This window comes from Nitrosospira sp. Nsp1 (genome assembly GCF_900100985.1).
Lineage (GTDB): Bacteria > Pseudomonadota > Gammaproteobacteria > Burkholderiales > Nitrosomonadaceae > Nitrosospira.
The window spans coordinates 156,134-175,444 of the sequence record NZ_FMUF01000005.1; the positions used below are offsets into that span (position 1 = coordinate 156,134).

At 52.8% G+C, this 19,311-nt stretch carries 20 protein-coding genes; 5 read left to right on the forward strand and 15 right to left on the reverse strand.

The window, feature by feature from the left end:
- Positions 1–19: 19 nt before the first annotated feature.
- The 9 genes from bamA to rpsB all read right to left on the reverse strand — a co-directional run bounded on the left by bamA (position 20) and on the right by rpsB (position 9,915).
- Positions 20–2,302, reverse strand: a complete 2,283-nt coding sequence (gene bamA / locus BLP78_RS05050; protein WP_090457124.1) for an outer membrane protein assembly factor BamA — start codon at positions 2,300–2,302, stop codon at positions 20–22.
- A 3-nt stretch (positions 2,303–2,305) separates the two neighbouring features.
- Positions 2,306–3,673: an RIP metalloprotease RseP gene (gene rseP, locus BLP78_RS05055; RefSeq protein WP_090457126.1), complete on the reverse strand. Its 1,368-nt coding sequence runs from the start codon at positions 3,671–3,673 to the stop codon at positions 2,306–2,308.
- A 146-nt stretch (positions 3,674–3,819) separates the two neighbouring features.
- Positions 3,820–5,007 carry a 1-deoxy-D-xylulose-5-phosphate reductoisomerase gene (gene ispC, locus BLP78_RS05060; protein WP_090457128.1) on the reverse strand — a complete coding sequence of 396 codons (1,188 nt, stop codon included), beginning with the start codon at positions 5,005–5,007 and terminating at the stop codon, positions 3,820–3,822.
- Positions 5,004–5,825 (reverse strand): phosphatidate cytidylyltransferase, encoded by an 822-nt coding sequence (locus tag BLP78_RS05065; protein WP_090457130.1) that lies wholly within the window; start codon positions 5,823–5,825, stop codon positions 5,004–5,006. Before BLP78_RS05065 ends, ispC begins: the two co-directional genes overlap by 4 nt.
- 48 nt (positions 5,826–5,873) lie before the next feature.
- Positions 5,874–6,671 (reverse strand): polyprenyl diphosphate synthase, encoded by a 798-nt coding sequence (uppS, locus tag BLP78_RS05070; RefSeq protein ID WP_090457132.1) that lies wholly within the window; start codon positions 6,669–6,671, stop codon positions 5,874–5,876.
- 105 nt (positions 6,672–6,776) lie between these two features.
- The gene (gene frr, locus BLP78_RS05075) at positions 6,777–7,334 is read right to left on the reverse strand and encodes a ribosome recycling factor (protein WP_025040323.1); all 558 of its coding nucleotides are present in this window, start codon (positions 7,332–7,334) and stop codon (positions 6,777–6,779) included.
- A 98-nt stretch (positions 7,335–7,432) separates the two neighbouring features.
- Positions 7,433–8,149 carry a UMP kinase gene (gene pyrH / locus BLP78_RS05080; RefSeq protein WP_090457134.1) on the reverse strand — a complete coding sequence of 239 codons (717 nt, stop codon included), beginning with the start codon at positions 8,147–8,149 and terminating at the stop codon, positions 7,433–7,435.
- Positions 8,150–8,162: 13 nt separating this feature from the next.
- A complete protein-coding gene (tsf, locus tag BLP78_RS05085; protein ID WP_090457136.1) occupies positions 8,163–9,071 on the reverse strand; it encodes a translation elongation factor Ts in 909 nt (302 codons plus the stop codon).
- 103 nt (positions 9,072–9,174) lie between these two features.
- Positions 9,175–9,915 carry a 30S ribosomal protein S2 gene (gene rpsB, locus BLP78_RS05090; protein ID WP_090457138.1) on the reverse strand — a complete coding sequence of 247 codons (741 nt, stop codon included), beginning with the start codon at positions 9,913–9,915 and terminating at the stop codon, positions 9,175–9,177.
- A 479-nt stretch (positions 9,916–10,394) separates the two neighbouring features.
- Here rpsB and BLP78_RS05095 point away from each other — a divergent pair, with 479 nt between their 5' ends.
- From BLP78_RS05095 to BLP78_RS05115, 5 genes are all read left to right on the forward strand, one after another.
- Positions 10,395–10,805 carry an ElaB/YgaM/YqjD family protein gene (locus BLP78_RS05095; RefSeq protein WP_090457140.1) on the forward strand — a complete coding sequence of 137 codons (411 nt, stop codon included), beginning with the start codon at positions 10,395–10,397 and terminating at the stop codon, positions 10,803–10,805.
- Positions 10,806–10,845: 40 nt separating this feature from the next.
- Positions 10,846–11,214 carry a phage holin family protein gene (locus BLP78_RS05100; protein WP_090457142.1) on the forward strand — a complete coding sequence of 123 codons (369 nt, stop codon included), beginning with the start codon at positions 10,846–10,848 and terminating at the stop codon, positions 11,212–11,214.
- Complete coding sequence (locus BLP78_RS05105; protein WP_090457144.1) at positions 11,211–11,558, forward strand: hypothetical protein; 348 nt, start codon at positions 11,211–11,213, stop codon at positions 11,556–11,558. Before BLP78_RS05100 ends, BLP78_RS05105 begins: the two co-directional genes overlap by 4 nt.
- Before the next feature lie 231 nt (positions 11,559–11,789).
- On the forward strand, positions 11,790–12,086 hold the full coding sequence (locus BLP78_RS05110) for an EF-hand domain-containing protein (protein WP_090457146.1): 297 nt from the start codon (positions 11,790–11,792) through the stop codon (positions 12,084–12,086).
- Between the two features lie 347 nt (positions 12,087–12,433).
- Positions 12,434–12,940, forward strand: coding sequence for a shikimate kinase (locus BLP78_RS05115; RefSeq protein WP_256330080.1), 507 nt, complete (start codon positions 12,434–12,436; stop codon positions 12,938–12,940).
- A gap of 106 nt (positions 12,941–13,046) precedes the next feature.
- On the opposite strand, the gene def is transcribed toward BLP78_RS05115, so the two are convergent.
- The 6 genes from def to BLP78_RS05145 form a co-directional block, all read right to left on the reverse strand.
- Complete coding sequence (gene def, locus BLP78_RS05120) at positions 13,047–13,580, reverse strand: peptide deformylase (RefSeq protein ID WP_090457150.1); 534 nt, start codon at positions 13,578–13,580, stop codon at positions 13,047–13,049.
- Complete coding sequence (locus BLP78_RS05125; protein WP_025040333.1) at positions 13,570–14,316, reverse strand: S-methyl-5'-thioinosine phosphorylase; 747 nt, start codon at positions 14,314–14,316, stop codon at positions 13,570–13,572. The genes def and BLP78_RS05125 overlap by 11 nt, the downstream gene beginning before the upstream one ends.
- Positions 14,317–14,471: 155 nt before the next feature.
- Positions 14,472–15,017 (reverse strand): hypoxanthine-guanine phosphoribosyltransferase, encoded by a 546-nt coding sequence (locus tag BLP78_RS05130; RefSeq protein ID WP_090457208.1) that lies wholly within the window; start codon positions 15,015–15,017, stop codon positions 14,472–14,474.
- A gap of 46 nt (positions 15,018–15,063) precedes the next feature.
- Entirely contained in the window at positions 15,064–15,948 is an 885-nt protein-coding gene (gene galU, locus BLP78_RS05135; RefSeq protein WP_090457152.1) for a UTP--glucose-1-phosphate uridylyltransferase GalU, read from the reverse strand.
- 45 nt (positions 15,949–15,993) lie between these two features.
- Positions 15,994–18,069: an NAD-dependent DNA ligase LigA gene (gene ligA, locus BLP78_RS05140; RefSeq protein WP_090457154.1), complete on the reverse strand. Its 2,076-nt coding sequence runs from the start codon at positions 18,067–18,069 to the stop codon at positions 15,994–15,996.
- A complete protein-coding gene (locus tag BLP78_RS05145) occupies positions 18,066–19,310 on the reverse strand; it encodes a cell division protein ZipA (protein ID WP_256330070.1) in 1,245 nt (414 codons plus the stop codon). Before BLP78_RS05145 ends, ligA begins: the two co-directional genes overlap by 4 nt.
- Position 19,311 lies beyond the last annotated feature (1 nt).

Genomic DNA, 19,311 nt, shown 5'->3' on the forward strand with positions numbered 1-19,311 from the left:
TCCGGATTGTTCATTTAATTTAGAACTGCTGCCCAAATTGAAACTGAAACCGCTGTAGACTGTCGCCTGGTTTATCATTCAACGGTTGTGCGGCGCTGACTTTAAGTGGCCCCATCGGTGAAATCCACATTACTGCGACTCCCGCGGAATAACGCAAGCCTTCCTGCTGCGGCCTTTCTCCATCGGGACCCCAGACGGTGCCGCCATCAAGAAATACGCTCAGGCGCACTGTTCGATCGTTTCTCATGCCGGGCATCGGGAACAGTACTTCCACGCTGCCTACACCCCGCTTATTGCCGCCAAGGGCCCTATTGGTTGCGTCACGTGGACCCAACGAGCTGATGTTATAGCCTCGAACCGAGGTATTGCCACCGGCAAAAAAGTTCTTGAAAAAGGGAAGATCCTTGCCGTTGTAACCGTCACCGTATCCGAATTCGCCCTTCAACATAAGAGTAAAGAGTTGCGTAATAGGATAATACCAACTGAGGTCATAGCTCACTTTATAATAGGTCAGATCGCCTCCCGGCAAACCTGCTTCCGCAAATACCCGCTGTGTGGTGCCTTCGGTCGTCCAGATGGCGCTATTGCGACCATCGCGCCGCCAGCTGAACGTTAGCGGTATATTAATGGTGCTCCGCCCGAATTTTTCCACAAAATTGATGTTGCGCTGTGGACTGTTGGCACCTAGATCGATCACCGTATTCTCGATCCCCAATCCACCTATAATTCTGTCGTTTTCGTTGATCGGAACGCCAAAGCGTACACCGGCGCCGGTGGTGTCGGTATTGAAGTTCATCACAGACGAAAGCGAACTTGTATTCAGAACTCGCTTATAAAGATCGAACCCGGCGTTAACGCCGTCGCGGGTGAAATAAGGATCGGTATAAGATAACGAATAGGTCTTGTTTACACGACCGGTATTGATCATGAGATTGACAAATTTACCTGTACCGAAAATGTTGTCCTGGGCAATGGAACCGCTCAGTATCAGTCCCTCCATATTGGAATAACCCGCTCCAAACATTACCGCACCAGTGGGCTTTTCCTTAACCTCGACGTTCACGTCGATCTGATCGGTAGTACCCGAAACCGCCGGGGTCTCAAGGTTAACGGCAAGGAAAAAATTCAGCCGGTCTATACGTGTCTTGGACTGATTTATCTTGCTGGTCGAATACCATCCTCCCTCGAATTGGCGCATTTCCCGGCGTATCACTTCATCACGGGTGCGGTTGTTGCCCGTTATGTTGATACGTCTTACGTACACCCTCCGCCCGGGATCTATAAAAAAAGTAAACGCCACCTGTTGCGTTTCCTTATCCAGTTGAGGCGACGCATTGATATTTGCAAATGCGTATCCATCGTCGCCAAGCCGGTCGGTAATGAGCTTGATGGATTCAGTCAACCGCTCGCGTGAAAAAACCGCACCCTCTTCGATTTTTATAAGCTTGCGCAATTCTTCTTCCGGTACCAGCAGTTCACCGGCGAGCTTTATCTCGGAAACCTTATATTGGGGACCCTCGACGATATTTACCGTAATGTAAATATCCTGCATGTCGGCGGTGATGGAAACCTGGGTGGATTCAATGCTGAACTCCAGATAACCCCGATTGAGATAATAGGATCGTAGCGACTCAAGATCAGCGGAGAGCTTCTGTTTTGAATATTGATCCTCCTTGGTGAACCAGGTGAGCAGACCAGGTGTCCTCAACACGAGCGCGCTCAGCAACTCTTTTTCCTTGAAAGCCCGGTTCCCGACGATATTGATCTTGCGAATTTTGGCGGTCTTGCCTTCATCCACATGGAAATTGATTCCGATGCGGTTACGTTCAAGCGGTGTTGTGGTAGTGGTAATTTTTACCCCGTATTTACCACGGCTGATGTACTGCTGCTTGAGTTCGTGTTCGGCTCTTTCCAGCACTGAGCGATCGAATATCCGCGATTCCGCCAACCCAGCCTGTTTCAGCCCTTCTTTCAGTTTATCTTTCTCAAATTCCTTCGCGCCGATAATGCTGATCTGTGCAATAGCGGGACGCTCCTCAACCACAACTATCAAAATGCCGTTTTCAGATTCGAGCCGTACATCCTTGAAAAAACCGGTGGCATAGAGCACCTTGATGGCAGCCGCGGCCTTTTCATCGTCAAGCGTATCTCCCACCTTCACGGGAAGATAACTGAACACTGTCCCCGCCTCGGTTCTCTGTATGCCTTCCACCCGTATGTCTCTCACTACGAATGGCTCACGCGCCCATGAAACCGAAGCGCAGAAGGCAGAAACGAGCGCGACGAGATACCTGACTTTCATACTTTAACTGGGGATAAGCCGACTGATATCGTTGTATATGGCAAAAGCCATCAGGGCAAATAACAGTATCATCCCGACCTGCTGGCCCATTTCGATGGTTTTCGCAGAAACAGGACTGCCTTTGACGATTTCGATCACATAATACATTAAATGCCCCCCGTCCAGTACGGGAATAGGTAACAGGTTCAGCACACCCAGACTGATGCTGATGAGGGCGACAAAGCCCAGATAGGATGACAGACCCATCTGCGCCGACTTGCCTGCGTAGTCGGCGATCGTGATAGGGCCGCTCACATTCTTCCAGGATACTTCGCCCGCGACCATTTTCCACAACATATGCAAAGTAAATATCGACGTTTCCCAGGTTTTGCTCATGGCCTTGACCATGGCTGTGCCCGCCGGATAACTGACTTCTATGAGCAGCTTTTTCAGTTCGTCATGGTCGATCCGGGGTCCGATACCTATTTTGCCGATTTTCTCTCCGCTGTCGGTGGTCGCATCGGGAATGACTTCTATACTCAGCGTCGTGTCATTGCGGTGAATATCCAGCATTAGCGGGATTCCCGGACTGGCCCGTATCTTTTGCACCAGGTCTTCCCAAAGCGTAATCCGCTTACCGTCTATTGCCAGAATCTCATCGCCCGCCTGCAAGCCGGCACGACTACCTGCGCTATCCGGCGTCACCTGCGAAATGATGGGTTTCACCGCGGGCTGATAACTGCTCAAGCCGACTTTCTTCAGAAAATCACCGTCCAGATCGTCGGCATGAATGCCGCTGAAGTCTATTTTCCGCGAGACAAGTTGTCCGTGTGTATCAAGTGTCTCCACGGTCACGGCGGGTGACCTTTCCACTGCACTCGACAGTAATAGCCAGCGAGCATCCTGCCAGGTGGCGACGGGTTCAGCTTCGATTTTCACGATAGTGTCACCCTTCTCGAAACCTGCAACCGCTGCTGGCGTTGCCGGCATCACAGGCCCCAGGACGGGTTTCATAGCGCTGACGCCGAGCACGAACAGAAGCCAGTAAAGCACGATGGCCAGAAGAAAGTTGGCGATAGGCCCTGCCGCCACAACCGCCAGCCGCTGTGCCACGGGCTTGCGGTTGAAGGTTCGCGTCAGTTCCTCGGGTGGAACGGCGCCCTCGCTTTCATCGAGCATCTTCACGTAACCGCCGAGAGGAAAGGCAGCTATTACCCACTCGGTCTGGTCTTTTCCCCAGCGCTTCCGTAATAAAGGCTGACCAAAGCCGATCGAAAAACGCAGCACCTTTATTCCACACCAGCGCGCCACCAGAAAATGGCCAAATTCATGAAATACGATCAGCAGCCCCAAGGCGACAACGAAAGCAACGATGGTGAAAATGAATGTCATGCGGCATGCCGGCGACTAACGCGGCCCAAGGGAGCTTCAAATATCCGGAAGAATCGGCTTGCTGTCTTCCGCAAGGCAGGATGGCAGCGTGATCGGTGAGAAATGATCAGGTTGGTGTCAGGCACAACGGGGGAAATACCGATACTTTATGCCAGGCACGTCAGCCACTCATGTGCGGCTTCACGCGCTATGCTATCCGCATCCAGTACATCGTCAAGGGTGGCGATATCCTGGCGACCGATAGTTTGCATGACGTCTTCAATCATGGTTGGGATCGCGGTAAAAGGCATTTTACATGCCAGAAAAGACTCTACCGCTACCTCATTCGCTGCGTTGAGTATCGCTGGTGCGCTGCCTCCGGTTGCCAGCGCCTGGTATGCCAGCCTCAAACAGGGAAAGCGTCTGAAATCCGGCGCTTCGAAATCCAGCCGGCCGACCTTGAACATATCCAGCGGTGTCACACCCGTTTCAATCCGGTCCGGAAAACCCAGGGCATGTGCAATCGGCGTGCGCATATCCGGATTACCAAGCTGTGCCAATACCGAACCATCCACATATTCGACCATGGAATGGATGATGCTTTGTGGATGAATCACTACCTGGATCTTGTCCGGCGGGGCTTCAAACAGCCAATGCGCCTCGATGACTTCCAGCCCCTTGTTCATCATGGTAGCGGAGTCGACTGAAATCTTCCGCCCCATTACCCAGTTGGGATGAGCGCATGCCTGCCCCGGCGTTACCTGTTCCAGCGAGCTCAGTGGAGATTGCCGAAACGGACCGCCGGATGCGGTCAGTAAAATGCGGCGTACGCCGATTGCGCCTAAATCACCATTGAAATGCTGCGGAAGCGATTGGAAAATCGCATTATGTTCGCTGTCAATCGGCAGTAGAGTGGCGTTATTCTCTTTGACCACATCCATAAAAATCCGCCCCGCCATGACCATGGTTTCCTTGTTGGCGAGCAGTACCTGCTTGCCCGCACGGGCAGCAGCAAACGTGGGACGTATGCCCGCCGCACCAACGATCGCAGCCATCACGGTATCGACTTCTGCTAGCGACGCCACTTTTTCCAGAGACTCGACACCACAGAGCACCTCGGTAGCAAGCCCTGCAGCATGCACTTCTGCCCGCAGCCATTCGGCGCTCGCCTCCTCCAGCAGGACTGCATAACGCGGCAGAAAGCGACGGCATTGCTCCAGCATTTTTTCGGCGCTCTTGTTGGCAGCAAGGGCAACGATACGAAACCGGTCAGGATGGCGTGAAACCACGTCAAGGGTACTTACGCCGATGCTGCCGGTAGAACCAAGAATAGTGAGGTGACGAACTGCTATCATAATTCGGACTGTAATAATAGAAGTGACAAAACGGCTAGGGGCAGGGTTGAAGTCAGCGCATCAATACGGTCAAGTATACCACCGTGGCCCGGCAAAATATTCCCGCTATCCTTGAGTCCGGCATGACGTTTCATCAAAGACTCAAACAAATCTCCGATGATCCCCATTGCAGCAAGTAAAAGTAACAGTGGTATCAGTAGCCTGGCTGGAACTTCGTTTCCCCCGGCGTAACTCCATATCAGCGCATAAATAAACACCGCGGCCAGCGCGCCCGCCACGCCTTCCCAGGTCTTTCCCGGACTGATGGTGGGTGCAAGCTTATGCTTTCCCCAGGCACGACCGGAAAAATATGCTGCCGTATCGGATATCCAGACGGTGGACATGAACCCCAGGAGGAGAAGCGGACTGATAGCCCGCAACTGGTACAGGGCAAAACAGGTCGGCAATAACAGCAACCAACCCGCCAAGGCCAGCAAGGTCGTATTTCCGATCGGACGTCTTGATTTCAACAGAAACGGAACACCCAACGTCCAGAACACCAGTGATGCGACGTAAATCCAGAGAAATGACGTGGTGTATGGATCAGCCAAAACGGCGCCGCTTAACAGGAACAGCAGTTCACCCGTCAGCAACACGGTAAATAAAAGATAAACGATGGAATGCTTGAGGGAAAACTGTGCGAGCCGGGTCCATTCCAGTGAGCCTGCCGCGGTCAGGAGAAGCAGTAATGCCATCCAGAAAATAGGCGACAGGTAAAATAATGCCGCCAGGAAAAGGCATAATATAACGACGGCGGTTAAAATCCGAGCCCTAAGCATGACTGGGAAGGTAAAGAAGAAACGGCACGGATTGGAAAGGCGTAGAAGTTATGCCGTTTTTTGGACGACAGCTTCTCTTCCTCCATGAACGGATGGCGTCGTTTGAAGTTGCTCGCTGGTGCGCCCAAACCGGCGTTCACGCTGTTGATAAGACTGAATCGCGAGGTCCAGCGCACGCGCATCAAAATCCGGCCAAAGCGTATCGGTGAAATAAAGCTCGGTATAAGCCAGTTGCCATAACAAAAAATTGCTGATGCGTTTTTCGCCGCCGGTACGGATAAATAGATCCGGTTCGGGAGCGTAGTTCAAAGAAAAATGCTTCATCAAATCATTTTCATCAAAACAATCAATTAATTGCGGGCTTTGCTCCAGCATTTTCCGAACAGCCTGCATCATATCCCAGCGCCCGCCGTAATTGGCCGCGATGGTAAGTGTAAATCGACTGTTCCCGGCTGTAAGCGCCTCGCCATTACGCACAAATTCGACTATTTTTGGATCAAATTTAGACAAATCGCCGATCACTTTGAAGCAAATGCCGTTCTCGTGCAGTTTTGTAACCTCCTGCTCGAGCACGCTGATGAAAAGTTGCATCAGGAATGCGACCTCGTCCGTTGGCCTGCGCCAATTTTCGCTGCTGAACGCGAATAGGGTGAGATATTCCACACCGCGCTCCATACAAGCCTTGATCGCCGTGCGTACTGTTTCCACGCCGCGTTTATGCCCAGCCATTCGCGGCATGAAGCGATTTTTCGCCCAGCGGCCATTGCCATCCATGATGATGGCGATGTGCCGCGGAATCAGGTCGGTTTCAGGTATTTCCCGGGTTGAACTGGTGGTAGCGGGCATGGGATACGGTTGAGTCAAGGACATTTAAAATCCAGTGATTCGCAGCACCGGTTCGCGAAAGCGGATGCTAACCTCCACAATATCTTCGTGCTACGTTGCTTAACCTCAGATCGCCATCAGTTCGGCTTCCTTGATCTGTAGAAGTTTGTCTATTTCCGCGATATGGCGGTCGGTGATTTTCTGAATCTCATCCTGTCCGCGGCGTTCGTCGTCCTCGGCTATTTCTTTTTCCTTCAGTAGATCCTTCAGATGCGTATTTGCGTCACGGCGGATATTTCGCACCGCCACCCGCGCAGTTTCACCCTCATGCTTTACCACCTTGGTGAGATCGCGACGACGCTCTTCGGTGAGTGCCGGCATGGGCACGCGGATCAACTCGCCGACGGTTACAGGATTTAGCCCCAGATCGGAATTCCGAATCGCTTTTTCAATCGCACCCAGCATTTTCTTTTCCCATGGCGCGACGGTAATAGTGCGTGCGTCCGCCAGGTTGACGTTCGCGACCTGGTTGATGAGCGTGGGTGCGCCATAATAGTCGACTGTAACGTGATCCAGCAGACCCGTGTGGGCCCGGCCGGTCCGTATCTTGCCCAGATCCAGTTTCAGCGCGTCCAGGCTCTTCTGCATTTTTTGTTCAGCGGATTTTTTTATCTCGGCGATCATGATTGTCGTTTACAGAATAACGGGATTTTGCGCTGTTCGTTGACAGCCCCTATTTTACGGTGATTCCAACGGGAATTGAGTAGTAAAAACTGGCCATTTCAAGCCTGCACGAGCGTTCCCTCATCTTCCCCCATCACCACCCGTTTCAGCGCACCGGGCTTGAAGATGCTGAATACATTGAGCGGCAACTTCTGATCGCGGCACAGGGTCAATGCCGTCGCATCCATCACCTTGAGATTCTGGGCAATGGCCACATCAAATGATAGCTTTTGATAGCGGATGGCGTCGGCATTCGTCTTGGGATCGGTAGTATAAACGCCATCCACCTTGGTGCCCTTGAGCACGATATCGACGTTCATTTCCATCCCGCGCAGCGCGGCAGCCGTATCGGTCGTAAAAAAAGGATTGCCTGTACCGGCGGCAAAAATCACCACCTTGCCGGTCTCCAGATAACGTATGGCCTTTCCGCGAATATAAGGCTCCACGACTTGATCAATACGCAATGCCGATTGTACCCGACTTACCAAACCGCCGCGGCGCATGGCATCCTGTAGGGCCAGGGCATTCATAACCGTAGCCAGCATTCCCATGTAATCCGCGGTGGCGCGATCCATCCCATCTTCAGCAGACGTTATTCCACGAAAAATATTGCCGCCGCCAATTACCACGGCCACCTGGACGCCCAACTGAATTACGTCGGCGATCTCGGCTACGATTCGTTCAATTACCGCCCGATTGATGCCATAGCTATCATCGCCCATAAGGGCTTCGCCGGAGAGCTTAAGCAGAATACGCTTGTAAGAGGCGATCGTCATGAATAGTGAATAATCAATTTGGCTGCGATGTGTTGTCTTCTTTGGCCTGGTTTACCTGCGCCATCACTTCGGCGGCAAAATCACCAGTTTTCTTTTCGATGCCCTCACCCACGATAAACAAGGTAAAGCCATTAACCTTCGCAGACTTTGCGGTAAGCAGTTTCTCCACAGTCTGATCCGGATTCTTGACGAATGGTTGGCCGAGAAGAGTCACTTCAGCAAGATATTTAACAACACGCCCATCAACCATCTTCGTGACGATATCGGCAGGCTTACCGCTTTCCGCCGCCTGTGCCGTATAGATCTGCCTTTCACGCGCCAGCAACTCGGGCGACACCTGCTCGCTTGACACACATATCGGCTTGCTGGCCGCGATGTGCATCGCCAGATCCTTGCCCAGCGTCTGGTCACCCCCCGTGTAATCGACCATTACGCCAATTTTTGCACCATGCAGGTAGGACGCAAGATGCCCCTGCGTTACGTGGCGGGCGAAACGGCGCAGGCTGATATTTTCGCCTAATCTCATTACCAGCGCTTCCCGGAACTCATCCACGTTTTCCCCGCCCGGTAGCGCAGCGCTCGCCAATGCTTCGGTATCGGCTAAATCTTTCGTCGCTGCCAGTTGCGCAAGATCGCGGACAAAACCGATAAAGTCTTCGTTTCGGGCGACAAAATCGGTTTCGCAGTTGACTTCCACCAGGGCGCCGCTCTTGCCATCCGGCGTAATATACGCCGCCACCATTCCTTCCGCCGCAACACGCCCGGCGGCCTTGCTCGCCTTGGCGCCACTCTTGATGCGCAGCAGATCCTCCGCCGCTTTAATGTCCCCGCCGGTTTCAGTCAACGCTTTCTTGCATTCCATCATGCCTAGACCGGTCATGTCGCGCAATTCCTTCACCCTTTTTGCGGTGATGTCCGCCATATTCACTCCAGATATAATTTGTTAAAGTAGCCGGGCGTGGATCATATCGCCAGCACCGCCTTCGCAGAGGAAAGTCCATCTGACCAGCTAACGGCAGCCCTTGTTATTCCGCGGCTATTGCCTCATCCGCCTCTGCCAGCTCATTTTTTACGATCTCCTGCATGGCCTGATTGCGCCCTTCCAGAATCGCATCGGCGACACCGCGTGCGTAAAGGCGTATCGCCTGGCTCGAATCGTCATTGCCGGGGATTACGTAGTTCAATCCCTCTGGGCTGTGGTTGGTGTCCACCACGCCGACTATCGGTATGCCGAGCTTCTTGGCCTCGGTAATCGCTCCTTTCTGGTAGCCGACATCGATCACAAACATGGCATCGGGCAAACCTTTCATATTCTTGATGCCGCCGAGGCTGCGATCGAGTTTTTCCAGATCGCGTTGAATATCCAGCGCTTCTTTCTTGGAAAGCTTGTCGAGAGTGCCATCCTCCGCCATCGCCTCCATATCATGCAGACGCTTGACCGACAGCTTTATCGTCTTGAAGTTGGTGAGCATCCCGCCGAGCCAGCGCTGATCGACATAGGGCGCACCACAGCGAAGGGCTTCCTCACGCACGATATCGCGCGCCTGGCGTTTGGTACCGACAAACAGGATATTGCCCTTGTTGGCCGATAGCTGGCGCACATAGCTCATCGCGTCCTGATACATCGTCAGGGTTTTTTCGAGATTGATGATGTGTATCTTGTTGCGATGGCCGAAAATGTACTGTGCCATCTTGGGATTCCAGAAACGGGTCTGATGCCCGAAATGGACGCCTGCCTCCAGCATTTGCCGCATGGTTACTGACATGAATTTCTCCTTTGGGGTTGAGCCTCTATCCGCCATAGTCGCTCTTCTCGAGAGCACCCTATTTGAAACAGACGGATATGCGAATTTAAGCTGACTTACGAAAAACGCCTCCCGAAACTCGGGAACGAACTTCACGCAAAACCAGATTAGCGCGAAATTATATCATTTTTGCCGGGATTCACTCAATTTGAACCTGCGAAATACGATATATACCTCTGGCGTGCGTTACGTTTCCGGCGCGGAAGGGCCTGTATATTGAGATCACAGAAGAGAAATAGTAGGATCGCGTTGATAGCGATTCAATTATCCTGAATTCGGCAACTGGACGGGGTGGAGTAAGCGGTCAACCGCCGGACTTGGGATTATGTGTGTCAACGAACATAGCCATGTCAACAATTGTGAGAAACTGATCATTGATGACAAGGCGCTCGCAACCGGGTACTGCGTATATCTTCTGACTAACAATTGAAGGAGCCATTATGGAACAGAATACTTCGGATAAGATTGATGACGCAAAAGCTGCGGCGGAAAACATGGCGGACCGGGCAGGTGCGGCAGCTCAGCGGGTCGGAAATGCAGCCAGGTCAGCGGGCAAGCAGGTAGGTGATGCCGCGAGTGACGAACTGGCCAATCTCAGAGCCGATCTGGACGACCTTATTTCGCGAATTCCCAGTTTATCCGATATCGACCTGGAGGAAGCCAAGGAAAAACTGATGACAAAGGTTGCCTCCACGCGCGAAGCGGCTGCGGACCTGGCCCATGATGCCCGCGAACAGTTCGACTACGGTGTTGAATGTTCAAGGGAGTGTATAAAGGAGCATCCCCTGCAATCGGTAGGTTACGCCGCCGGTATCGGCTTGCTGATCGGCTTGCTGATGACGCGTCGTTAACCGTCCTTCCGGCCCCAGCACATCAGTCGAGATAATCGCCATGTTTGAGTCCATCAAAAAAGCCAAACAACTCGGAGCACTTGCCTTGGAGCGCGTCGACGACTATCTCGAGTTGGTGAAGTTATCAGCGGAGATTCAGGTTCAGAATTGGAAGAAGCAAACGATCAGTTATCTGATGGTAGCGCTTTTTTCTGCCTTGAGCCTGATCTTCCTGGGGTTGGCCGTCATCATCACCTGTTGGGACACCCCTTATCGCATACTCTCCGCATGGGGTATTGCCGGCATTTACGCTTTGATAGCTTTTCTGGTCTACGCCGCAGCGCCAAAGCAGACAACTTCTGTTGCAGCCTTCGATGTCGTGCGTGACGAATTACAGCAGGATATAAAGCTGATGAAGGATGTGGTATGAGCAGCGCTCTCGAAGATGAACAAAAGGCGCTACTGGAGCGAATGGATGCCAGTCGCAGAAATTATCGATCCATGTTCGTTCATGAGGATGAAGATGAGCAGGTCCATGATACGCATGCGTTCCCACGCAGTCATACGTTCAAATTCATAGCGCGACATCCGTATTACGTCTCCGGCACGCTTGTTGCGTTGTCGCTGGTTTCACGCGGACGACTGAGCAGAGCGGTGAAAGGTGGCCTAGCCCTCATGGCAGGAATACTGGGCAGCAGCGCAAGAACATTGGTGATGCGTCAGGTCCTGCCCTCGGTGATAAGCTCGCTACGATCGCGTAATCGCCGCCCGTGATTCGGCAACGAAAAAACGCGGATGTGAATATGGTGTGACCGGAACAGCTTCTGCTTTTTTTGAGGAGAGTTATCATGGGTAAATATGTTCTTGCCTGGATTCTGGGCGTGCCCGCGTTTGTTTTAATAATAATTTACTTCTTGATGAATTGAGGGATGTTGATCTGCATTGCTGCTCTAGCTGGGCATTTCTTCCGGCCGGGGCGCGAGCCACTATCATAAAGGCGATCCCATGAGATATTTTTCAACATGCCATGTCTTCAAACTGCAGTGGTTGGCAATACTGATTGCCGGCGCCACAGGGCCGGCTGTTGCAGAGGTACCTCCTCCAGAGGCAAACCGAAATACGCCGGAGGCAGTGGCGCCCCCATGGGAGTTATACGACACCAATGAGGATGGCTATATCAGCACTGACGAAGCAGCGGCTCAGGGAATGTCCGCTCGGACTTTTAAAGGCCTGGACATTGACCGGGATGGACGGCTGAATCGGGATGAGTTCGCTAAGGCGCCTCGCATCAGGTTGAAATGATATCCCCCACCTGAACTTACCCGAGCGCCGCCTGGGCTGTGGGTCATCGGTTGTAGCTTTCGTCTCCTCGTTCTCCTCGTTTCCTCGTTCTGCTGGAAGTTATCCCCTTGACTTGCGGGCGATCGGTAGTCGGGGGCACCGTCATCAAAATACATTCATACTCGGCCTGACCGGGCGGGTATCGTTTTACCCCTGGCAGCCAAAACCTGAACATCTTGTATTTAACGCGGATCGGGCATTTCGGCTACAATTCGCGAATGTATGCAATTAAAGCAATAGTGACGCTGGATAACAGGGTAGACGAACCCGGCCTGGGCGAGACAAGCGGAAATATTTTTCTGGTCGGAATGATGGGTGCGGGAAAAACAACGGTTGGCAGGCTTCTGGCAAATTTCCTCGAAAAAAAATTTTATGACTCAGACCGGGAAATCCAGAAGCGAACCGGCGTCAGCATACCGCTTATTTTTGAAATTGAGGGCGAGGCTGGTTTCCGCAAGCGGGAGACAGAAATGCTCTCCGAACTGGTGAAAACCGGAAATATTGTACTTGCCACAGGAGGTGGAGCGGTACTGAGCGCAGAAAACCGTGAAATGCTGAAGCGTAGCGGCACCGTGATCTACTTGAGAGCCACGATCGATGATTTGTGGCGGCGAACGCGACATGACAAGAATCGTCCATTGCTCCAGACTCAGGATCCTCGCACGAAACTGACTGAGCTTTATGCGCAACGGGATCCGCTTTACCGGGAGACAGCGCATATCATCGTTGAAAGCGGGAAACGAAGTGCACGCCATCTGGCGCAATTGCTGGCACAGCAACTGGCCTGCTCCGGTTTGAGGATGGATGAAATTTGAGAAGAAAGGTTGCCGCAGCAGCAATGTACATTGATGTACATTACTCCGGCCCGGCGTCCTATAAATTGACAGGCTGATAAGTAAGGATGGCGACGGATAGCTCGGCTTACTCGTCCATTGGCGCCTCATCGGGAAACAGAACGTCGGTAAAACCGAATGTACGAAAATCAGTAATACGCATGGGGTAGAGAATGCCATTCAAATGGTCGCACTCGTGTTGTACGACACGGGCATGGAATCCGTCGACGCTGCGATCTATGGATTCACCATACTGATCCGAACCCTGATAGCGCACGTTGGTAAAGCGTGGAACCATGCCACGCATGCCTGGAACACTCAGGCAGCCCTCCCAACCCTGTTCCGTGGTCGTTGCCAGCGGCGTTAACACCGGATTCACCAGTACGGTATAAGGCACCTCCTCCGCATCAGGATAGCGTGGATTGCGCCTCACCCCGAAGATTACGACTTGCAGGCCGACTCCAATCTGAGGTGCAGCCAGGCCTGCGCCGTTGAGGGCTTCCATGGTGTCATGCATATCACGAATCAGGGCCTCGAGCTCGGGGGTGCCGAACGCCTCCACTTTGCGGGCCACTTCGAGCAATCCGGGATCGCCCATTCTCAAGACCGGCTTAATCGACATCGAGCTCCACCGCATGCTCGAGAATATTTCTGACACCCACCATCGCTTTCTCCAGAACAGCATGAGCATCTTCCAGACGAATCGAATGTGCGCTCGTTTTACGTCCTGCGGCATAATTGGCCACTACCGTGATAGACGCATAGCAGAGGCCTAATTCCTTGGCAAGTGCGGCTTCGGGCATACCGGTCATACCTACCATGTCCACTCCGTCCCGTTCCATGCGATTGATTTCGGCTGCGGTTTCCAGCCGTGGCCCTTGAGTTGCGCCATAGACACCACCATCAATCACATTTTCATTGGCGCGTCCTGCTGCCTCGAGCAAACGTCCACGAGTCAACTGACAATAGGGTTCGGTGAAATCGACATGAGTAACCGACTTGGCTGTGTTGTCGTGATAAGTATACTTGCGACCGTGGGTATAATCGATAATCTGGTCGGGAATGGCAACCACGCCGGGTGTTAAATCCGAGCGGATGCCGCCTACCGATGCGACAGCTATCACCCGGGTCAGTTCCAATGAGTGTAACGCCCAGAGGTTGGCACGGTAATTTACCTCATGGGGTGGAATGGTGTGCCCATAGCCATGGCGTGCCAGGAATACAACCTCGTGATCATTGATTTTGCCGAAAGTCAGCGGGCTCGACGGTTCACCATAGGGTGTCGTCATAATGCGCCGATGCGATATCTCAAGACAGGCAAGCTGGGCCATACCTGTGCCACCGATGATTGCAAGCATGTCTTTCAGAAATCCAGAGATATTGAAAAGTGCCCTTGACCGCTTTTAAAAAACCATGGTTCGCGAGCGTTCACTCCGCAGTTTTCGTTCTTGTCGCGTGTTAGCGAATTAGCGACGTCAGCGATTTTGCAGCTGCATATTTTTTCAGGTTTCTCCTACGCCTTCAAGGCGTAAATCGCGGGGAGATTCCGCCATGCGCCATAGATATCCATTCCGAAGCCGAACACAAAGCGATCCGGCAGCATGACACCCACGAAATCCGCGCTGATGGGCTTGGGTTTATCTATGACCTTCTCGGCAAAAACAGCACTATAGAAGGCCGCTGCGCCTTGGCTCATAACCCGTTCACGGATTGCCGCAAGCGTGATCCCTTCATCAAGGATGTCATCCAGCACTAGCACTACCCTGTTTCGCACGTTCTCGGGCGGTGATACCTTCCAATTGATTTTACCACCCCGAGTAGCATTATCGTAGCGGCTGACGTGGAGATAGTCGAAATTGAGCGGAAATTCCAGCAGCGGCAGCAATTGACCAGTAAACACCACAGCGCCGCCCATTATGCTCAATACCAATGGATACCGATGCGATAGTGCCGCAGTAATCTCGGCTGCCATGTGTTTGACCGTCTGGGATACCACGTCAGCAGAAAATATCTGCTCCGCCGCACCAAGGATCTTCTTTGCTTCTTCGCAAGAAAGCATCAGGTCAATATGGATATCAGTTGAAACCGTGAAAAGAAAAAAATCATCAAACAGAAGGAATGTCGCGGCATCTCGCATCCAGATAGTCGGAAAATTCCTGGCGCACTTCCGGATGCTCTAGCGCCAGCGCGATAGTGGCCTTGAGGTAACCTATCTTGCTTCCACAATCGTAACGGGTACCCGAGAATTCATATGCCAACGCACGCTCTTCCAATAATAGCGAGGCGATGCCGTCCGTCAACTGGATTTCCCCACCGGCACCGGGATCGATTTTTTCCAGATGCTCAAAAATCTTGGGAGTCAGAATATAACGACCCACCACACCCAATGTTGAAGGTGCATTCTCCGGCTTGGGTTTTTCAACGATACCGGTGATAGGGTGCAGGCGGTTCATCCCCGGCCCGCATTTCACAATACCGTAATTCACGGTATCTTCCGGCTCGACCTCTTGTACGGCCAGTATCGAGCAACCGTTCTGTTCATACACCCGGCACAACTGTTGCATGATCGGTTCGTCATCCACAAGCAAGTCGTCCGCAAGCAGTACTGCGAATGGTTCATTACCCACTGCGGGACGAGCACATAATATTGCATGGCCTAACCCGAGTGCTTCCGATTGACGGATATAGATGCAGGAAACATTTTTCGGCAGAATATTTCGCAGTACTTCCAGCGTTTCCGTTTTACCACGCGCTTCCAGCTCTGCTTCCATCTCGTAAGCTTTATCGAAATGATCCTCGATAGCACGCTTATGACGGCCGGTTATAAAAATCATCTCTGTTATGCCCGCCGCTACGGCTTCTTCAACCGCATACTGGATCAACGGCTTATCCACCACGGGCATCATTTCCTTGGGGCTCGCCTTGGTGGCGGGGAGAAAACGGGTGCCCATCCCCGCCACGGGGAAAACTGCTTTAGTTATTCTGGCCATGAACGCACTCACTTAGTGTTGGAATTTCAGGAAAATGAACTTGAATCAACCCTGTGAACCTCGCAATAATTGCAGCAATCCTGCCTCGTCAAGGACCGTTATTCCCAATTCAACCGCCTTGTCATACTTGCTGCCCGGATCCGCGCCAGCCACAACATAGTCGGTTTTCGCCGAAACGCTGCCTGTTACCCTCCCCCCAACAGTTTCTATTCTTTCCCTGGCATCCTCTCGTGTCAGATTCGGCAGGCTCCCCGTCAGCACGAAAATCTTGCCGCCGGCTTTGTCCATATCCGAGGTACTGTCGGAACTCGCCTTCGCCTGGATACCCTCATCCTCTTTCCACCGTACTCCGCTGGCGCGCAATTGCTCGATAACTTCGAGATTGTGTCTTTCGCCAAAAAAATCGGCAATGCTCTCAGCGACTACGGGACCAATGTTCGGCACCAGGCGTAAACTTTCCGCGTCCGCTGCGATCAACCTGTCCAGACCGCCGAAGTATCGGGCCAGATCCTTGGCAGTGGTCTCGCCCACATTACGGATACCCAACGAATAAATAAATCGGGCCAGCGTGGTATTTTTACTTTTTTCGATGGCGCTTATGGCATTGCCTGCGGACTTGTCGGCCATTCTCTCCAGGGCAGCAAGTCCGGTTATACCCAGTTTATAAAGATCCGCCGGCGTTCTGATAATGGCGTTGTCTACCAGTTGCTCCACGAGCTTATGGCCCAAGCCGTTGATATCCATGGCGCGGCGTGAGGCAAAATGCAGAATCGACTGTTTTCGCTGCGCCGGACAGAACAGCCCACCCGTGCAACGTGTTAACGCCTCACCGGGCAGGCGCACCGCTTTCGAGCCACATACCGGGCAGTGATCAGGCATGACGAATGGCCTTGCATGCGGCGGCCGGCTTTCCTTCTGTACTGACACCACCTCGGGAATCACATCGCCTGCCCGCCGCACTGTTACCTGGTCCCCGATCATGACATCCTTACGCCTGATTTCATCCTCGTTGTGCAGCGTTGCATTGGTAACGGTGGCGCCCCCCACAAACACCGGCTTCAATCGCGCAACCGGCGTCATGGCGCCGGTTCTACCGACTTGTACGTCGATCCCCAGCAATTCCGTTATCGCTTCCTGCGCCGGAAATTTATGAGCAAGAGCAAACCGTGGAGCGCGTGACACAAACCCGAGCTTCTCCTGCTGCGCGAGATCGTTGACCTTATATACCGTGCCATCGATATCGTAGGGAAGGTGTTCGCGCTTCATCCGTATTTCCCGGTGATATTCCAGCAATGCCGCTACGCCGGTTACGGTACTGCGTTCTTGCGCAACCGGAAAACGCAGCGACGCAAGGTAGTCCGTTATATGATGATGTTTATCACGAGGCACGCTTCCGCCTTCAAAAGCACCGATGCCATATGCGAAGAACTTCAGTCTACGGCTTGCCGTAATGGCGGGATCGAGCTGACGTAGGGCACCTGCTGCGGCATTGCGAGGATTGATGAACTCCCTTTCATTTTTTGCGCGCTGTTGCTGGTTAAGTTTCTCGAAATCGGCCTTCAACATCAGTACCTCGCCACGCACTTCGAGAAAGAAAGGGATGTCTCCGACACCAGCGCCGGTTTTAAGCGCCAGGGGAATAGATTGGACCCTGCGTAAATTCAGGGTGACATCTTCGCCAACGTAGCCATCGCCGCGGGTAGCGCCCGTCCTGAACATACCGTTTTCATAACACAGGCTTACCGCCAGACCGTCGAATTTGGGCTCCACCGCATATTCCACGCAGCTCACCCCCAAGGTCTGGCGCACGCGCCGGTCAAACGCCTCCACTTCCGCCGGTTCAAATGCATTGCCGAGGGAGAGCATCGGGATGCGATGGACAATCTGGGGAAATTCAGTGAGCGCGGCAGCGCCTACGCGCTGGGTAGGGGAATCAGGCGTAATGAGTTGCGGATGACGCTGTTCGAGTTCCTGCAATTCCCCGAATAGCTTGTCGTACTCCGCGTCCGGAATAGTCGGGGTATCCTGTGCGTAGTAGCTGTAATTATGCAGTTCGATATTGTCGCGCAGTTCCTGTATGCGGCGCGCTACTGTAGAGATTTCATCCGGACGCCCACTCACGCAAACAGCCTCAGCGCAGTTTCACCACCGGCAGGAATATTGCGCGACAGCATGGTGGACTGTATTGCAACTAATTGCTGTTTGATTTTGCGGATGCCGCTGTCGCTCAGGGGTATGCGATTATCATCCACCATGACCCCTCCGAGATTGTCCGTGAAAATACCGGCGAGATGCATCATTTGCCCAAAAACGGCTTCGCCGTTTGCTACGCCCGGTACGTCAAGAAGAAATGTAATACCACGCGTCGTGAGCGTGCGGACGCTGCCGGGGAGAAAAGGGGAAGGCTCATAGTTGCCCAGGGAAAATAAAACCACATTATTTTCGTCACGGTAATGAAACAGGCCTTCGGCTCCCAGTTTAAAACCTGATGTTTCTGCCAGAACGCGAATTTTGGCGCCGGTAAACACGCTGTTATCCTTGCTGATAATGTTGATGCCTACCATGACATCCACCTGGGTGCAGAATTCGTCAAGCAATATTGCTCGCGCATACGCCTTATGTATATTAGGGCAATTTACAGCTGCCGCCACATGGGTGGCGAAATTTTCCGCCATGTCGCGAAATTCGGACAAACTGACTTCGCTTACCGGACCGGCTCGATCGGCGAGTTGCAGGCAACCACGCAGATGGGTATAGCCACCCTTGCCGTTGGCCTCTGTTGTGATTTCTTCCCAAAATGCTTCCGTGCTTCTCTGCCCCAACCACCGCACGGGCTTGCTGAAATCGAATTTCCGCTGTAACACCTCTGCCAGGCTCGAATTCATGATCGGTTTTTCGCTACGGATTTCAATCACATAATCCACACTGTCCGGGGAATTGTCCTCCTCAAGCGGCACTGGCTCCTGCTCAACCACCATTATGGTCCTGGCTGGGCCGAAGGCCGGCTCCGGCTTGGGCTGGGTAATTTCCGCAGCTTCTGCTGGTTCTTGGCTTAGTTCTTCGCTTGGCTCTTGGCTTGCCTCTTGATTTGGTTCCTCGTTAGTTTCTTCGATCGGTTTTTCGGTTGATTCCCCCCGGGGCTCCATCCGGGGTTCTTGCAAGAACGCCTTATCGAGTTGCGGTTCAATCCTTTCATTTTGTTCGCCGGATAGGGTTTCTCTCAGCAGTACGTCCTCATGTTTTGGCCCGAACGCTTCTTCCGCGCCCCGCCGATAGCGGCGTTGCTGCATCCAGTTAAAAAAGACAACACCCATAACCACGATAATTCCAATGGCTATCAAGCTGATTTGCAATTCGCTCATG

Bases quoted from the DNA above. Each gene is read 5' to 3' on its own strand.
- bamA (WP_090457124.1), bottom strand. From the start codon at position 2,302: ATGAAAGTCAGGTATCTCGTCGCGCTCGTTTCTGCCTTCTGCGCTTCG.
- rseP (WP_090457126.1), bottom strand. From the start codon at position 3,673: ATGACATTCATTTTCACCATCGTTGCTTTCGTTGTCGCCTTGGGGCTG.
- ispC (WP_090457128.1), bottom strand. From the start codon at position 5,007: ATGATAGCAGTTCGTCACCTCACTATTCTTGGTTCTACCGGCAGCATC.
- BLP78_RS05065 (WP_090457130.1), bottom strand. From the start codon at position 5,825: ATGCTTAGGGCTCGGATTTTAACCGCCGTCGTTATATTATGCCTTTTC.
- uppS (WP_090457132.1), bottom strand. From the start codon at position 6,671: ATGCCCGCTACCACCAGTTCAACCCGGGAAATACCTGAAACCGACCTG.
- frr (WP_025040323.1), bottom strand. From the start codon at position 7,334: ATGATCGCCGAGATAAAAAAATCCGCTGAACAAAAAATGCAGAAGAGC.
- pyrH (WP_090457134.1), bottom strand. From the start codon at position 8,149: ATGACGATCGCCTCTTACAAGCGTATTCTGCTTAAGCTCTCCGGCGAA.
- tsf (WP_090457136.1), bottom strand. From the start codon at position 9,071: ATGGCGGACATCACCGCAAAAAGGGTGAAGGAATTGCGCGACATGACC.
- rpsB (WP_090457138.1), bottom strand. From the start codon at position 9,915: ATGTCAGTAACCATGCGGCAAATGCTGGAGGCAGGCGTCCATTTCGGG.
- BLP78_RS05095 (WP_090457140.1), top strand. From the start codon at position 10,395: ATGGAACAGAATACTTCGGATAAGATTGATGACGCAAAAGCTGCGGCG.
- BLP78_RS05100 (WP_090457142.1), top strand. From the start codon at position 10,846: ATGTTTGAGTCCATCAAAAAAGCCAAACAACTCGGAGCACTTGCCTTG.
- BLP78_RS05105 (WP_090457144.1), top strand. From the start codon at position 11,211: ATGAGCAGCGCTCTCGAAGATGAACAAAAGGCGCTACTGGAGCGAATG.
- BLP78_RS05110 (WP_090457146.1), top strand. From the start codon at position 11,790: ATGAGATATTTTTCAACATGCCATGTCTTCAAACTGCAGTGGTTGGCA.
- BLP78_RS05115 (WP_256330080.1), top strand. From the start codon at position 12,434: ATGATGGGTGCGGGAAAAACAACGGTTGGCAGGCTTCTGGCAAATTTC.
- def (WP_090457150.1), bottom strand. From the start codon at position 13,580: ATGTCGATTAAGCCGGTCTTGAGAATGGGCGATCCCGGATTGCTCGAA.
- BLP78_RS05125 (WP_025040333.1), bottom strand. From the start codon at position 14,316: ATGCTTGCAATCATCGGTGGCACAGGTATGGCCCAGCTTGCCTGTCTT.
- BLP78_RS05130 (WP_090457208.1), bottom strand. From the start codon at position 15,017: ATGCTTTCTTGCGAAGAAGCAAAGAAGATCCTTGGTGCGGCGGAGCAG.
- galU (WP_090457152.1), bottom strand. From the start codon at position 15,948: ATGGCCAGAATAACTAAAGCAGTTTTCCCCGTGGCGGGGATGGGCACC.
- BLP78_RS05145 (WP_256330070.1), bottom strand. From the start codon at position 19,310: ATGAGCGAATTGCAAATCAGCTTGATAGCCATTGGAATTATCGTGGTT.